Annotated in this window: 14 protein-coding genes and 1 pseudogene; 11 read left to right on the top strand and 4 right to left on the bottom strand. The window is 69.7% G+C overall.

All coding sequences use genetic code 11. The features are described from left to right. Nucleotides 1-231: pseudogene (locus ACY34I_RS38020) on the bottom strand (hypothetical protein); the annotation flags it as partial. Between the two features lie 60 nt (nucleotides 232-291). Next, complete coding sequence (locus ACY34I_RS38015) at nucleotides 292-1413, bottom strand: DUF418 domain-containing protein (protein ID WP_462760023.1); 1122 nt, start codon at nucleotides 1411-1413, stop codon at nucleotides 292-294. A gap of 446 nt (nucleotides 1414-1859) precedes the next feature. Here ACY34I_RS38015 and ACY34I_RS38010 point away from each other — a divergent pair, with 446 nt between their 5' ends. The 7 genes from ACY34I_RS38010 to ACY34I_RS37980 all read left to right on the top strand — a co-directional run bounded on the left by ACY34I_RS38010 (nucleotide 1860) and on the right by ACY34I_RS37980 (nucleotide 8143). Then, nucleotides 1860-2087 (top strand): hypothetical protein, encoded by a 228-nt coding sequence (locus ACY34I_RS38010; RefSeq protein WP_462760022.1) that lies wholly within the window; start codon nucleotides 1860-1862, stop codon nucleotides 2085-2087. Nucleotides 2088-2216: 129 nt separating this feature from the next. Beyond that, the gene (locus ACY34I_RS38005; RefSeq protein ID WP_462760020.1) at nucleotides 2217-3242 is read left to right on the top strand and encodes a YeiH family protein; all 1026 of its coding nucleotides are present in this window, start codon (nucleotides 2217-2219) and stop codon (nucleotides 3240-3242) included. Nucleotides 3243-3293: 51 nt separating this feature from the next. Beyond that, entirely contained in the window at nucleotides 3294-4217 is a 924-nt protein-coding gene (locus ACY34I_RS38000) for a LysR substrate-binding domain-containing protein (protein ID WP_462760019.1), read from the top strand. A 160-nt stretch (nucleotides 4218-4377) separates the two neighbouring features. Next, nucleotides 4378-5529 (top strand): N-methyl-L-tryptophan oxidase, encoded by a 1152-nt coding sequence (solA, locus tag ACY34I_RS37995; protein WP_462760018.1) that lies wholly within the window; start codon nucleotides 4378-4380, stop codon nucleotides 5527-5529. Nucleotides 5530-5589: 60 nt separating this feature from the next. Beyond that, nucleotides 5590-6420, top strand: a complete 831-nt coding sequence (locus tag ACY34I_RS37990; RefSeq protein WP_462760017.1) for a PIG-L family deacetylase — start codon at nucleotides 5590-5592, stop codon at nucleotides 6418-6420. Nucleotides 6421-6468: 48 nt separating this feature from the next. Continuing rightward, complete coding sequence (locus tag ACY34I_RS37985; RefSeq protein WP_462760016.1) at nucleotides 6469-7557, top strand: CapA family protein; 1089 nt, start codon at nucleotides 6469-6471, stop codon at nucleotides 7555-7557. A gap of 118 nt (nucleotides 7558-7675) precedes the next feature. Further along, the gene (locus ACY34I_RS37980) at nucleotides 7676-8143 is read left to right on the top strand and encodes a GNAT family N-acetyltransferase (RefSeq protein WP_462760014.1); all 468 of its coding nucleotides are present in this window, start codon (nucleotides 7676-7678) and stop codon (nucleotides 8141-8143) included. 172 nt (nucleotides 8144-8315) lie between these two features. On the opposite strand, the gene ACY34I_RS37975 is transcribed toward ACY34I_RS37980, so the two are convergent. After that, nucleotides 8316-9524: a hypothetical protein gene (locus ACY34I_RS37975; RefSeq protein ID WP_462760013.1), complete on the bottom strand. Its 1209-nt coding sequence runs from the start codon at nucleotides 9522-9524 to the stop codon at nucleotides 8316-8318. Nucleotides 9525-9628: 104 nt separating this feature from the next. Next, a complete protein-coding gene (locus tag ACY34I_RS37970) occupies nucleotides 9629-10909 on the bottom strand; it encodes a S1 family peptidase (RefSeq protein WP_462760012.1) in 1281 nt (426 codons plus the stop codon). A gap of 396 nt (nucleotides 10910-11305) precedes the next feature. On the opposite strand from ACY34I_RS37970, the gene ACY34I_RS37965 reads away from it, so the two are divergent. The 4 genes from ACY34I_RS37965 to ACY34I_RS37950 all read left to right on the top strand — a co-directional run bounded on the left by ACY34I_RS37965 (nucleotide 11306) and on the right by ACY34I_RS37950 (nucleotide 14422). Then, nucleotides 11306-11914 carry a SanA/YdcF family protein gene (locus tag ACY34I_RS37965; RefSeq protein ID WP_462760011.1) on the top strand — a complete coding sequence of 203 codons (609 nt, stop codon included), beginning with the start codon at nucleotides 11306-11308 and terminating at the stop codon, nucleotides 11912-11914. A 352-nt stretch (nucleotides 11915-12266) separates the two neighbouring features. Continuing rightward, complete coding sequence (locus tag ACY34I_RS37960; protein ID WP_462760024.1) at nucleotides 12267-12410, top strand: hypothetical protein; 144 nt, start codon at nucleotides 12267-12269, stop codon at nucleotides 12408-12410. A gap of 4 nt (nucleotides 12411-12414) precedes the next feature. After that, nucleotides 12415-13152: a class I SAM-dependent methyltransferase gene (locus ACY34I_RS37955; RefSeq protein WP_462760010.1), complete on the top strand. Its 738-nt coding sequence runs from the start codon at nucleotides 12415-12417 to the stop codon at nucleotides 13150-13152. Nucleotides 13153-13888: 736 nt separating this feature from the next. Further along, complete coding sequence (locus ACY34I_RS37950; RefSeq protein WP_462760009.1) at nucleotides 13889-14422, top strand: hypothetical protein; 534 nt, start codon at nucleotides 13889-13891, stop codon at nucleotides 14420-14422. The last annotated feature ends 683 nt before the right edge of the window (nucleotides 14423-15105 follow it).

The following is a 15105-nucleotide window of genomic DNA, read 5'->3' as shown; positions in this document are numbered from 1 at the left end:
GCCTGCCGGGGCGGGGAGAGTTGCCGTCTCCAGTACGGCGGTGATGACGACTGCGGTGGTGCCGGAGACGGCGCCGAACGCCAGCGTCTCGGTGGTCTGCATGGCCAGTGCCTTGGCAGGCGATGCGCCCGGGATGAACTTCAGTGCCCCGAAGCCGGCGATGACCAGGTCGAGGCTGATCCACAGGGCGGTGATGCTGTGCCGTGCGAGCCACTGCGCGAACCTGGGCATCGGGTCCGGGTCGGATGGTGTCCGTCGTCCGGCTCGACCACGGTGGCTTCCGCGCAGGACTTATCCGCGCCACGCCGGCCACTCGGCGTTGGTCACGGCCCGGAGGATCCATTCGACCGGGCCGTACCGGTGGGTCCTCATCCAGCGAGCGCTCAGTGCCAGCTGCACGGCGAAGATGCCAAATGCGATGGCCAGTACGCCGGCCGGCGGTACCTGGCCGATCAGCCCGAGACCGAGCCCCGTGAAGATCAGAGCACAGATCAGCGACTGGCTCAGGTAGTTGGTCAACGCCATCCGGCCGGCCGGTGCGAGCGCGGCCGATATGTGACGCCCCGCCGGTGTGTGGAACAGCCGCAGCATCGTGGCGGCGTACGCGGCCGCCAAGGCCGTCCCGGTGAGGGTGGCTAGGGCAAGGCCCTCGACCGTGACGCGGCCGCCCAGCGCTACGACGGCAAACGCGCCGGCGAGACCAACCGGGTATCCAACGCGCTGGATCAGGCGCAGACCGCGAGTGTGTGCCGACACGTCGGCCAGCATCCGGCGACGGCCGGCGGCGAGCCCCAAAAGGAACATGGCCAGGGCGACCGGTCCTTGCAACCTCGCCGTCCCGACGATCATATGCGGTATCGAACGGACGTTCTGGGCGATGACGGAGGCCGGCCCGCCGGCCAGCGCCGCTGTGACGCTTTCCCCGGCCTTGAGGGCGGTCGACTGCTCGACCGACGGCGCCTCCGCCAGGGCCATCGAGCCGAAGGAGAGTACGACGACCCCCACGAGCAGGCCGGTCAGGATCACGGCCGTGCGCGGCCGGACCCGGTGCACGGCGAGCAAAACCAGCCCGAGTACGGCGTAGGTGGTGAGGATGTCGCCGTGGAAGAGCAGCACGGCGTGAAGTCCGCCAAGCACGAACAGGCCGGCCAGCCGACGCAGGAATCGCGGCCGGAAGGCGGCGTCCCGGCGCCGCGCCGCGTCGAGTTGGAGCGTGAAGCTGTAGCCGAACAGAAATGAGAAGAGCAGGTAGAACTTCATCTCGAACAGCAGCGCCACGCTGTCGTGGATTCGATGGTCAAGCCATGAGGGGTACGCCGGGTCAGGGATGCGGTGGAACGCGTAGCCCGAGGCGAAGTACCAGATGTTGACCAGCAGGATGCCGAACAACGCGAATCCCCGCAGCGCGTCCACGTCCAGGATCCGGTCGAACGCATCACTGCTCGGTGGCGTCCGAGCCATAGGCCTCTTTACCCCGGGGACAGCGGTGTTCACCACGGCCCGAGCGGGACCAACGGGCCGCCGCCTGCCGCCTCACAACGGCCGGCCCCAGTCGCCCCGGTCTTTCTTCCCGTCCGGGATGTCGGCATAACGGGGACATCACCGAGGGTTCAAGATCGTTCACCCGTCCAGTCTTCCCCTCACCTGTAGTCCCCGGACGGAACGGGCACCCTTGGGCATACCGAGCTTCACTCCCAACTGGGCAGGGCCCAGCCGCTTCGGGGCTGGGACATCACGAACACACTGACTGGGACTTCGCGGGCCGGGCGACACCGGACGACGACAGTCGGGGACCTGTTGGGTTCGTGCCGGCTTGGTCGACTCGGAGCGTTTCCTGGGATTTCCTGGCCTGGACCGCGATGTTCGCATTCGCCCTCGCCCGGATCCAGGGCACGGAAATCGGTGACTGGCCGGGGCAGGTGGGTGTATCGGCGGATGATGTGACACTACGCGGACGAACGTGGGCCTCCGACCTGTTCGTGGACTCACCCGGCGACGAGCGCAGGCACAGCCGCCCAGCGGCCGGCGTCGCCGCGCTACCCATGAACGCAGCGGTCGAGATCGAAGCCATCTTCGAAACCGGCTGAAGCGGTTCCCTTCCGAGTTCTGACTCATCCACGGCCGGAACAACGGCAGTTCCGTCATAGGTGCTGCCTATGACAGTGGTCCGGGGATGATCGCTACCGGGAAGCGCCGCGCGGGCGAAGCCTGGAATGGTGATCGTTCTTGCTGAGGTGTCCACCCGCCGCCGCGTACCCGTCCAGGCTGCCGGGCTCGGCGCGGCGGTGTTGCTGGGACTCGTCGCGACGGTTGCCGGCGCGCTGGTCCCCGTGGTCGGTGCGCCCGTCTTCGCCGTGGTCGTCGGGGTCTTGCTGAGCCCGCTGGCGCGACGCCGGTCCGAGGCGCTGGCGCCGGGGCTGAGCCTGGCCAAGGGCCTGGTGCTGCAGTTGTCGGTCGTGTTTCTCGGCGCTCAGCTGTCGCTCGACGAGGTGCTGTCGGTGGGCGCGGGGTCGTTGCCGGTCATGCTGGGCACGCTCGGGGTGTGCCTGCTGCTGGCCCGGTTGGTGGGCCGGCGACTCGGCGTTCCCCGCGACCTGCGCACCCTGATCGGTGTCGGCACCGGTATCTGCGGCGCCTCCGCCATCGCGGCCGCGACACCGGCGATCCGGGCGAAGAGTAACGACGTGGCGTACGCGATCTCGACGATCTTCCTGTTCAACGTGGCCGCCGTGCTGGTCTTTCCGCCGCTCGGGCACGCGCTGGGGTTGAGCGCGCACGCGTTCGGGCTCTTCGCGGGCACCGCCGTCAACGACACCAGTTCGGTGGTGGCCGCCGCGGGCGCCTACGGCCAGGACGCCGCCGGATACGCCGTCGTCGTCAAGCTCGCCCGCGCCCTGATGATCATCCCGGTCGTCCTCGTCCTCACCACCCTGAGCCGCCGCCACGCGGACCGGCCGGAGACGTCGAAGGCCCGGCTCGCGGCCTCCCTCGTGCCCTGGTTCCTGGTCGCATTCCTTGCCGTGGCCGCGCTGAACACCGCTGGACTGATCCCCGCCGCCGCCCAGAGCGCTCTGCACCAGGTGGCGCTGTTGTTCATCGCGATCGCCCTCGCCGCCGTCGGCCTCTCCACCGACGTGGCCGCCCTCCGCCGCGCCGGTGCCCGGCCGCTGCTGCTCGGCTTGATCCTCTGGGCCGCGGTCAGCTCGACCAGCCTCGGCCTGCAATACCTGCTGGCTCGATGACCAGGCCCGGAACAGGCCGAACATCCCAGCACGTGTGACAGACTGCGCGCGATGCCACTACCACCCTGGATAAGCGATCTGCCGGCGCTCGACCTGCTGCTGTCCGTCGCCGAGACGGGAAGCGTCGGGCGCGCGGCGCAAGCGCACGGAATCACCCAGCCCAGCGCCAGCGCCCGGCTTGCGAAGCTGGAGCGCCGGCTCGGCGTACCGCTGCTGGTGCGTTCGCGGCGCGGGAGCCTGCTCACGCCCGCCGGCGAGGCGGTCGTCGCCTGGTCACGCAACGTCATCGACGCCGCACAGAACCTCGCCGACGGAGTTCTGACGCTGCGCGCCGACCGGCAGGCGCGGCTGCGTATCTCGGCCAGCCTCACCGTGGCCGAGTACCTGCTGCCGGCCTGGCTGCTGAGCCTGCGCCGCACCCATCCCGAGCTGAACATTTCGGCCGACGTCGCGAACAGCCACGGCGTTGTCGAGGCCGTCCGCTCCGGCGCGGTCGACCTCGGGTTCGTCGAGTCACCCGACATCCCAGCCGACCTGAGTGCCCGCATCGTGGGCGACGACCGGCTCGCCCTGGTCGTCGCCGCCAGCTATCCGCTCGCCGCGCACGCCTGGCGCGCACTGCGGCCGACCGACCTCGCCGACCAGCCACTGCTGCTGCGTGAACCCGGCTCCGGCACCCGCGACACATTCCTGAACGCAGTCGAGCACGCCCTCGGCTTCGCGCCGTCCCTGCCGCACGCCATCAGCCTCGGCTCGACCACCACGATCCTTTCCACGGTCCGCGCCGGTGGTGGCATCGGTGTGATCAGCGCGCGCGCAGCCGCGCCCGCCGTCGCCGCGGGAGAACTGGTCGAGCTTCGGGTCGAGGGCCTCCCGCTGACCCGTCCGCTGCACGCCCTCTGGCTGGGCCGTACCCCGACCGCCCTCGCAGCGGAACTGTTGGCGATCGCCGCCGCTCCTCCCGCAGGCCGATAGCAGTTGCGGTAAATATCCCGCCAGGATGGCTTGCCCTGGAGGACCCCACCGGACGAGGTCGGGCCAAGTGGGCGAGGCGGCCGTTTGGATCTTGTACGGCAGCAGCGTGCCAGGCGTGTAGCGTCCTGGTCGATGATGCACGGAGGCTGGAGGCGCAGAAATGGCGGTCTATGACGTCATCGTCGTGGGGCTTGGCGGGATGGGTAGCAGCGCCGCCTACCACCTGGCCGCGCGGGGGCAGCGTGTGCTTGGCCTGGAGCAGTTCGGGCCGGCGCACGACCGCGGGTCCAGCCACGGCGGCTCGCGCATCACCCGGCAGTCGTACTTCGAGGATCCGGCCTACGTGCCGCTCCTGCTTCGCGCGTACGAGCTGTGGGAGAAGCTGGAACGTGATGCCGGACGGGAGATCATTTCGCTCACCGGTGGGGTGTTTGTCGGCCGCCCGGAGAGCCACACCTTCGTCGGCAGCCTGCGCGCTTCGCGCGAGTGGGACCTGCCGCACGAGATCCTCGACGCAAGCGAGCTGCGTCGCCGCTTCCCAACCTTCAGTCCCCGGGATGAGGAGGTGGCGCTCTTCGAGGCCAAGGCGGGCTTCGTTCGCCCCGAGGCGACCGTGGCCGCCCACCTCGAGCTGGCCGGGCGGCACGGCGCCGACCTCCGCTTCCACGAGCCGGTACTGCGATGGCAGGCGCTGCCCGACGGCGGAGTGCGAGTGACGACGGAGGAGGGTTTCTATACCGCTGGGCGGCTCGTCGTCTGCCCCGGGGCGTGGGCTCCGGAACTCCTCGCCGACCTCGGTGTGCCGTTCACCGTCGAGCGGCAGGTCATGTACTGGTTCCAGCCGGAGACCGGGGTAGGCCCCTTCGAACCCGAGCGGCATCCCATCTACATCCACGAGGACAGCGCCGGCACGCAGATCTACGGCTTCCCGGCCATTGACGGACCCGACGGCGGTGCCAAGGTGGCGTTCTTCCGGCGCGGTCAGGTCTGCACCCCGGAGACCATCGATCGGCAGGTGCACCCGGAGGAGATCCAGGACATGCGGGAACACCTCGCCGGAGTCCTGCCCGCCCTTCCGGGTCGGTTGCTGCGGGCGGCGACCTGCATGTACACCAACACGCCGGACCAGCACTTCGTGATCGCGACGCACCCGGAGCACCCGCAGGTCACCGTGGCATGCGGATTCTCCGGCCACGGCTTCAAGTTCGTCCCGGTCGTCGGCGAGATCCTCGCCGACCTGGCAACGAGCGGCTCGACGACCCACCCCATCAGCCTGTTCGACCCGCGACGCGACTTCCAAGGTCACGTCTGAGCCGGCCGACGCTGACCACTGCAAGCCCCGTGCGTCGGACCTCCCTCGTATGGTGGTGGAGTGGCTGAGCGATCCCTGACCTTGATGGCGGTGCATGCGCACCCCGACGACGAGGCGACGAGCACGGGCGGCATCCTCGCCCGGTATGCGGCGGAAGGAATCACGACAGTGCTCGTGACCTGCACCGATGGGCGGTGCGGGGACGGGCCCGGTGGGGTCAAGCCGGGCGACCCGGGGCACGACCCGCAGGCCGTGGTGGCGATGCGCAGCGCCGAGTTGACGGCTAGTTGCGAGGCGCTGAAGGTCACGCACCTGGAGACGCTCGGATATGCCGACTCCGGAATGATGGGTTGGGCGGCCAACGACGCGCCCGGCGCGTTCTGGAACACCCCGGTGGGGGAGGCGGCCGACCGGCTGGCCGAGTTGATGAAGCGCTACCGGCCCGATGTCGTCGTCACCTATGACGAGAACGGCTTCTACGGCCACCCGGACCACATCCAGGCCCACCGCATCACCATGGCCGCGGTCGAGCGTACGGACATCCCCGCAAAGGTGTACTGGACCACCGTGCCGCGCAGCGCCTTCCAGGAGTTCGGCCGCGTCATGAAGGAGATCGGCGTCGAGTTTCCAGAGCCGGACGGGCCGTCGGAGGAGATGCCGGAGCTCGGCCTGCCGGACGACGAGATCACCACCTGGGTGGACACGAGCGCCTACGGCGCGCAGAAGTTCGAATCCTTGGCCGCACACGCCAGCCAAGCCGAGAACATCTTCTTCCTGCAACTCGGCCAGGAGCGGTTCGCCGAACTCATGGGCATGGAGACCTTCGTCCGGGTCCGCGACACCACCGGTACGCCGACGCCGGAGGACGACCTGTTCGCCGGGCTGCGCTGACCCGCACGGAGTCGGCAGCCGGGCCGGTCGGCCCCCTATCCTGTGCGGGTGATCAGCACCAAGGTGCGTGTGGCGGTGGCGGTCTTCGCGGTCGGGTCAACGTTGGCCGGGTGCGCTACCGAAGGCCGCCCGGCGGCCGAATGGAAGCCCCCGGCCGCGACCACGTCGAACGCCACGGCATCGCCGAGCGCCACCGAGCCGGGCGCGGCTCCGCCGGTCGAGCTGCGGCTGGCCTTCGCGGGCGACGTGCACTTCACGGGCCGCACGCTGCGTCTGCTCGACGACCCGCAGACGGCATTCGGCCGCATCGCCTCGGTGCTACGCGACGCCGACCTCACCTTGGTCAACCTTGAGACGGCGGTGACGAACCGCGGCACCCCGCAGCCCAAACGCTTCCAATTCCGATCGCCGGAAACCGCATACTCGGCGCTCCGCGCGGCGGGGATCGACGCGGTGTCGATCGCCAACAACCACACCCTCGACTACGGCCAGGTGGGGCTGCTGGACACCCTCGACGCGGCGGCGGACGCGAACTTCCCGGTGTTCGGCGCGGGGCGTAACGCCGACGCGGCGTACGCACCGTGGCTGAGCACCGTGAAGGGTGTGCGGATCGCGGTGCTGGGTATGTCGCAGGTGCACGAGCTGGCCACGCAGTGGAAAGCGACGGAAGCTCGGCCGGGAATCGCGATGACGTTCGACGGGGCCCGGGCCACCACCGCCGTGCAAGCAGCCCGCAAACAGGCCGACCTCGTGATCGTCTTCATGCACTGGGGCGTCGAGGGCAACTCCTGCCCGACAGGGGAGATGAAGACGTTCGCCCGCCAGCTGGCCGCCGCCGGAGCGGACATCGTGATCGGAACCCACGCGCACACCCTGCTCGCCGACGGCTGGCTGGGTAAGACCTACGTGCACTACGGGCTCGGCAACTTCCTCTGGTACAGCGAGTCGCACAGCACCGACTCCGGGGTCCTGCGGCTGACCGTGCATGGGCGGACGGTGGTAGGCACCGAGTTCCTGCCGGCGACGGTGTCGGGCACCGGGCAGCCCGTGCTCGTGTCCGGCGCGGCCCGCGAGCGGATCGAGGACAAGATCGCCACGGCGAAGAGGTGCACCGGCCTCACGACGAAGCGGCCTTGACGCCGTCACCGAGCCTGCTCCCGACTACTCCTCGGGGACAGGGCCGGGCCGGCCGTTGACAGCGCTGCCGGCGGGGAAAGTTTGTTGGCTGGGCCAGCGTGTGGGCGATGATGGCCGGATGGCCGAGCCTGTCACCCTCCGCGCGATCACTGACCACAACCGGTCCGCAGTGCTGGGCCTGCGGGTGGCCGCCGGGCAGGAAGGCTTCGTCGACGGCGTGGCGCGCTCGCTGCGCGACGCCGCCGAGCACCCGGAACTCGCGCCCTGGCCGCGGGCGGTCTACGCCGGGGAGCGGCCGGTGGGTTTCGTGATGCTTGCCGACGGCGTGGCCGAGGGCAACTCGGACGTGCCGTGGCCGTTCTATCTATGGCGGATGTTGATCGACGGTCGGTTCCAGGGCCGTGGGCACGGGCGGACGGCCCTGGACGCGGTGGTCGCACACCTGCGGTCCAGGCCGGGCGCGCGGGAGTTGGTGACCAGCGTGGTGCCGGGGGAGGGCTCGCCGCTCGGCTTCTACCTGCGGTATGGCTTCGCCGACACGGGGAAGATGTTCGACCACGAGCGGGTACTACGCCTGGCCCTGTAGAAGGCGTCAGGCCCGGATGAGCGGGAGCCGGCTCTTGCTGCATGCGGTGGTGGCGCCGCAGTACGTGCCGCCCACGTCGATCCACTGGTGCGACGCCCCGGCCGAGTGGGGGAGTAAACGGCATCGCCGCCGCGTCACCGGGGGACGAGGTCCGGTCGCCGGCGTCGTCGATTCAGCTCGGCCATGGTACGTGTACCGTCACCCGCTCCCGCAGTTGTTCGTTGATCAGCCACAGCTCGCCGGTGGCGGGCCAGTACGACAGGTTCTCGGTGTTCTTCGGCGCCTTGGTCCAGACGGTGGTCGACTGCCCGCCGACGCCGCGGTGCAGGCAGCTCGGGTAGTCGACGCCGTCGCCGATGTTGTCGGCGTACTCGGGGCAGACGCCAGCGATGACGAACTGTCCACCGTGCGACACCGCGCCCTGCATGCCCCATACCGGCGATCCGAACGCCTCGACGGCACGCACGTAGCCGTCGGCGTCGCGGCGGGGCAGGCCTGTCGCCGGGTCGATCGGCCAGCGTACGATCCGCCCGCCGCCGCGGGTGGTGTGCTCGACCGCGACGAAGGAGCCGTCGGTGCGGTCGAGCGCGAGGCTGGCGAAGCACGGCCGGGTCCCGGTCGCGTTCGCGCAGCCGCCGCCTTCGTACCAGAACGCGCCGACCTGCGGCAGTGCGAAGGCGTGGTAGCGGGCGTGGAAGTTGCCGTCGGCGCCCAGCCCCACCTCGGCGCTGGAGGTGTCGGTGCGCCAGATGTGGGCGAGGTCGAACACACGCAGCACCGCGCCGCCGGTGGCGACGACGAGCTTGTTGCCGTACCAGTACAGGCCGTGCCCGTGCCCGCTGATCGCCTGGAACGTCCCGGTCGCGGTCGGCTCGACGAGCAGCACGTGCCGGTACCGCAGGGTAGCCAGGTCCAGGAACGACACCCGGATGAACGAGTCGTCGGTGTAGTGCCAGGTGGCGGCGACGACCCGCCGCCCGTTCAGCACCGTGCCCGCCGATTGGGCGTCGCCGGACCCGGTGACCCCCTGCGGGATCCAGACGTTGGCGGTGTCGTCCTCGCCGGTGTCCCAGCAGAACCCGGCGGGGGACAGCGACGCCGCGAGGTTCGTCGGGTGGCACAGTGGGCGCCCCTGCCGGTTAGCGCCGTCGAGCACGGCCGCCAGCCCGGCCGGCGCGAGGCGAGGGTCGCGCTCCAGCGCGGTGATGCGGCTGCCGTAGGTGGCGAAGGTGTCACCGGCCACCAGGCGGAAGCCGCTGGCGTCGATGCGCGGGAAGGTGACGGCGGCCGTGGCCGGCGCGGGGCTGGCCACCACGGTCCCCGCCGCTGCGAGCGGCAGTGCGGTGAGCGTCATCAGGATACGAGCCAGGCGGTTCGTCATGGTCGGCGTCCTCGGTTCCCAGACAGCGATCGGGGTACGGGGTATGGCGCCAGGTCCACCGCGCGCGGCGGTCTGCGCCGCCGCACGTGGTGTGACCGGCCAGGTCAGCGGGTGGCGATGTCACCCGGTAGCGCGTTCACCGCGTCGGTGATCTCGGTGAAGAACTCGGTGCACGAACCGCCGCCTCCGCTGTGGACGCCCTTGGCGTGCACCTGCCCGTTGCTGTCTGTGTAGTAGATGGCGCCACCGGAGTCCCCGCTGTTGGTGCAGGTGCCGCTCTTGGTGCCACGGGTGACGTTGCGGGCGACCTCGCCGCTGACGTATTTGACGTCGTAGCTGGCCTCCTGCGCGGTCCAGCCGCACAGTTCCCCGGTGCGGGCGCCGCTGGTGCAGTACTTGTCACCCGCGACCGACTTGCGGTTGTAGCGGGTAATCACGTTGCGCCAGTCGGTGGAGTTGGGGCCGTAGACGTAAACCCGGGCGTCGCTGGCCGCGGCGCCGGCGGGGATCTGCGCCAGACCGAGGTCGCCCCGGTCGTACGGGTCGTTGGGGTAGCGCACCGTGCCGACGCCGTCGTTCCAGTTGTTGCTGATGACCGGACCGATGGTGGCCCCGGTCCCGCTGGTTATGGTGCCGCCGTTGGAAACGCAGTGCCCGGCGGTCAGCATCCCGTGGTAGCTGCCGTTGCGCCAGGCGAACGCGGTGCTGCACCAGCCGCCGCCGGGGATGTTGATGTAGGCACCGCCGAGGAACGGGCTGGAGTCGGTCTGCCGGCCACCGTACTGAAGGCTGGGCAGTTCCTCGTCCGGGGTGAGGTGGATGGCGACCCGCGACACCCCGTAGCGGTCGGCGAGGGCCTTGCGCAGCGCCGGGGTGGCCGCCTTCGCCTCGACGACGACCCGGTTCTTCTCCTCCTGCACGAACGTGCCGTAGACCGTTTCGCTGCCGGGCAGTTCGGCCGGGCTGAGCCCGATCGCCTCGTGCTGGATGCGGGTGAGCGTCGCGTGGCTGTTGGCGACCTGCTGTGCCCGTGCCCGGCCGGTCACGCCGGCAGGGAGGCTGGCGGCGGTCCGGTTGCCGGCGGGGGTCACCGCCTGCGTGACCACCTCACCGGCCGCGCGGTCCAGATAGGCCCCGGCGAGATCGTCGGGGTGCTGCTCGACCCGCTCCTGTGCGGCGGCCAACGCCGTGGCGACCTGCTCCGGCAGCGTCGTGAGGTCGCCGAACACATCGCCGGTGAACACCTCGACGCCGTCCGGGCCGGCGGCCGCGACCACGCGCGTCCCGGCCGGCTCGGCGAGGGCGGGTACGGCGGGGACGGTGATCGCCGCCAGCCCGCCGAGCGCCAACACGGTCAGCAGTCTCCTCGGATACCGCAATTGCATCTGCACTCCTAAGGGTGAGGTGGAGTCCAGATCATGTGCCGCGCCGGTATCGCCGTGATATTGCCGCGGTATCGCCGTGATATCGCCAGCCATTGACTGCGCTCGTTGCGAGATGAATGCCGCGGGGGAGGGTAACGGGCAGGTCCGGGCAGATGGTGTAAGAGACGGCCATCGCGGGATCCGGCTGACAGGCTGACTCGCTTCACTCCTGAAGCCGCGCCCGCTGCTTGACTTGGTGCCTACCATCGGGCAATGACCGTCCCGTCAGGCCCTTCCGCGTCGCTCCCACCCGGTCACGCGGACGGCACGCCCGCCGATCCGGAGCGGTCCAAGCCGCGGCCGGCCCGTCGGCGACGTCGACTTGTTCAGCGGGCCCTCTTCGTCGGAGTCGGGCTTGTGCTGCTCTTCGCCGCCCCGGCGTTCTGGGTCCGGGCGAATTCCGCTGGCCATTTGCACACGGCCGGTGATGCGCCTGAGGCGCCGGTCGTGATCGTGTTCGGCGCGCAACTGGCACCGGGAGGCACTCAGCCGATGCCGTTCCTGAAGGGGCGGCTGGATGTGGCGACCCAACTGGTCAAGGACGGCAAGGCCCGCGCTGTGCTCGTTTCCGGCGACCGTGATGGTGCCTCCGGCGACGAGATCGCCGTGATGACGGCGTACCTCGTCGCCGCGGGTGTGCCCGCCGAGCGCGTCGTCGGTGATCCGTACGGTCTCGACAGCTACGACACCTGCAAGCGCGCCCATGATGTGTACGGGGTACGCCGGGCGCTGCTCGTCAGCCAGTCACTGCACCTGCCCCGCGCGGTGACGCTGTGCCGGCGCCTCGGCATCGACGCGAGCGGCGTCGCCGCCCGCTGTGATGGTTGCCGGACGGTGACTCTGGCGAAGAACAACGCACGCGAGGTGCCGGCGGCGTGGAAGGTGGCCTACGACCTGGTGGCCGCACGCCCTCCCGCGGTGTCTTCAGCTCCGGACCCGGCGCTTCAGCAAGCCCTCGACGGGTAGACAGCCGCAACCCGCCCTATGGGCCGAGCGCTACGGCGAGCCTTCGCAGCGCTGTCTTCCACGACACGATGGAGCCGACGATGACCGGGCACTCGGGCCATTACACGTTCGTGCGAATGGACGCGCTGACGATGAAGGTCCGTGAGCACGGGCGGGCGATGACCGTCCACGCCCTGATCGCCCAGTGCACTGCCCCTGTCGCCAACGGTGATCGTGTGCGGTCGCGCGACAGTGGCTTCATTGACAGGAAGGTCAATGGAAGGAGGCCGTCCTCCACCCCTGCCGAGCCAGAGAGGGCGCGGCGACAGATCGCCGACCACCGGCCGGGCTCGCCACCCTGCGGCTGTCCATCGTGTACCAGTCGCAGGCCGACGCCGCCCGTTCCAGCGTCGTCAACAAACCATTGTTTCTTGGCGATACGCCCGACGACAATCGAATCGGCCGTCAGCTCCGTCAAAACCGGGCGGCCATCGAACAACCTTTTCTGACACCATGAAGGGGTGCAGGATGCGACGCGGCAACTGGGGCTGGGACACGGCAGCGCGTTCGGCGAGCGTGGGGTAGCCAAGAGGCTGGGCACGCTGGGCCGCCACACCCCACTGACCGGCCGGCGGCTGCTCGAGATCGGCTGCGGGGACGGCACCTACACGATGCGGCTGGTCGACGCGTTCACGCAGATTGAGGCAGTCGACATCCAGCAGGATCGGCTGGAGCTGTTCCGGGAGCGGCTGGCCGCCGACCCGGTGGCGGCCCAGAAGATCAACGTGCGGGAGCTGTCCGCCACCGAGCTGGACTACCCAGATGAGAGCTTCGACATGGTCACCGCCATCGAGGTGGTGGAACACATCGACGATCTCGACCGCGCCCTCCGACAGGTCCACCGGGTGTTGACCCCCGGTGGCAGGTTCGCGCTCACCACACCCAACCGGTGGTTCCCGTTCGAGACGCACGGCTTCCTCATCCGCGGCAAGCGCTACCGGCCGGCGCGAGGTCCGTTCCTGCCGTGGATCGTGCCGCTGCACCGGCGGCTGGCCGACGCCCGTTCCTTCACCGCCCGTGGCCTCTCCGCACAGCTTCGCCGGGCCGGGCTGGAGCCGGTGGCGGTGGACTATCTCATGCCGCCGTTCGACCGGTCCGGCTTCGGGCGCCGCATCCGGCCGCTGACCGACGCGATCGAGCGATCGCAATTCAAGTACTTCGGCATGGCCTTGGCGGTGGTCGCCCGCCGACCGGACTGACGGGCCCCGCAACCGGACGAAGGGAGCCCGGCGGCCACGGCCACGTCGGCCGGCCCACCGCTGCCGCGCCCGGGGATCGCGTGGCCGTGGGGTACGCGCGGGCGGTTGAACGGGTCATTACCGAGCTGTCGCTCGCGGCGCTGGCCGTCGAGCAGGAACACCAGCGCGGCGGCTGGCGCGACCGCCCAAGGCCGGAGTAGCGCGTGACGAATCCGTTGATCAAGGCGGCGTTCGACATGATCGCCTTCCGATCGCTATTCGTCCATACGGTATGTATGCTTGCTGACCGAGACCTGCCCCTCCAACTCATGCCATCCCACCCATTCACCCTGGGTGACGCTGGCCAGATCGGAGTGACATGGGCTGCTCACACGCTCAGGACTGCCCCCTCTTCCCGCTGCTCAACGCGAGCTTGAGCGCCTGGCGTAACAACTACTGCGACAGTGCCGAGGGTTGGCCGACATGTGCTCGGTACCAGCTGTACAGGACAGGCCAGCTCGTGCCGATCACGCTCCTGCCGAATGGAGTCGACGCGTTCAACCGCCGGCGGCCCGTACCTGCGGCAGTACCCAGGTCCACTCAAGCGGTGAACGCACGCCGCCCGTGGACATCAGCAACATCGCGAGAGGTATCGGATGGATTACCGGCTGCGGAAAGCGCAGGGGCTACGGAGCCGACTCCACCGGTAAACCACCCGGATCGGTCAGGCGCGCGAGACAAGGTCAGCGATGCATGGGTGCTTGCCGTCGCCGATGATGCGAAACGCCGCGGCGGTGAACGGCTGCATGTTTGGGTGACGAGCCAGGAGAAGCCGTGGGCTTCTCCTTTTCCCATCCCGCAGCCAGGGGAGTCTTCTCCCGCCGACGGACCGGTGGTGGTCGCCGTCGCCTGGTTCGAGCCAGCCAGCGCCGCGTGGACGGAAACCCTCACTGGCTCGCGGTGCGAGGCGCAGGTGGAGGCGGCGGTCTTGTTGGGCCTGCCGCGCTGGACATCGGCGACACATCCGGCGAGGCTGACCACCTGGGGTGTGAGTCTGCACGCTACGGGTCTCGCGTTGCTTGACCCGACCGGTCACGTATTCGCCTACGGCGTCGGCGAGGTACCGTCCGCTTGGACGAACGCCGCGAGGGCGCTGGGCACCGTCGCCGCCGTCTACGGAGTTGGTCCCCTGCAGCAGGCAGGGCACCGCGAGCCGCTTCCGGCTCAGCGGCTCACCGAGGCGCGACGCGACGGAACCGTCGCCGCCGCATGGGTGCCACTGCTCGAGTGAGAGGCCGAGGCCGCGCCCCCTTTACCCGGCCAGCGTGCCGCATCTTGCGGTCGCTGTCCGCAGGTATACGGGTGCTGAAGACGTGTTCACGTGGATGGGGCCCCGTATCCTGCCAAACGCGGTGCAGGGTCTGTGAGCTCGGGTTTCGTTGATCCGATTATGCCGCCCGCTGGTACTCGTTGATGACGCCGCGAACGCTCGGCGCGCGGCGCCGACCGGGGCGCGGGGCTGGCCCCGCGCCAGTCGGGCGAACCGGACGGCCGACGCGGCGTTCGACATGATCGCCTTCCGATCGCTATTCGTCCATACGGTATGTATGCTGCTGACCGAGACCTGCCCCTCCAACTCATGCCATCCCGCCCAATAGCCTCGGGTGACGCTGGCCAGATCGGAGTGACATGGGCTGCTCACACGTTCGGGAGTGCCCCCTCTTCCCGCTGCTCAACGCGAGCTTGAGCGCCTGGCGTAACTACTACTGCGACAGTGCGGAGGGCTGGCGGACGTGTGCTCGGTATGAGCTTTCCCGGACGGGCCAGCTCGTGCCGATCACGCTCCTGCCGAATGGAGCCGACGCGATATATCTGGGGCGCATACCCGCCGGTGACGGGTCGGACACGGCCAGCAAGGCACCCCCGTCACGGCTCGATCCGGGGTCCTCGCAGCGGTTCGAGCCGGTGCCGGCG

This window comes from Micromonospora sp. RTBAU3-60 (genome assembly GCF_054963695.1).
This window is presented reverse-complemented; position numbering and strand designations above follow the sequence as displayed.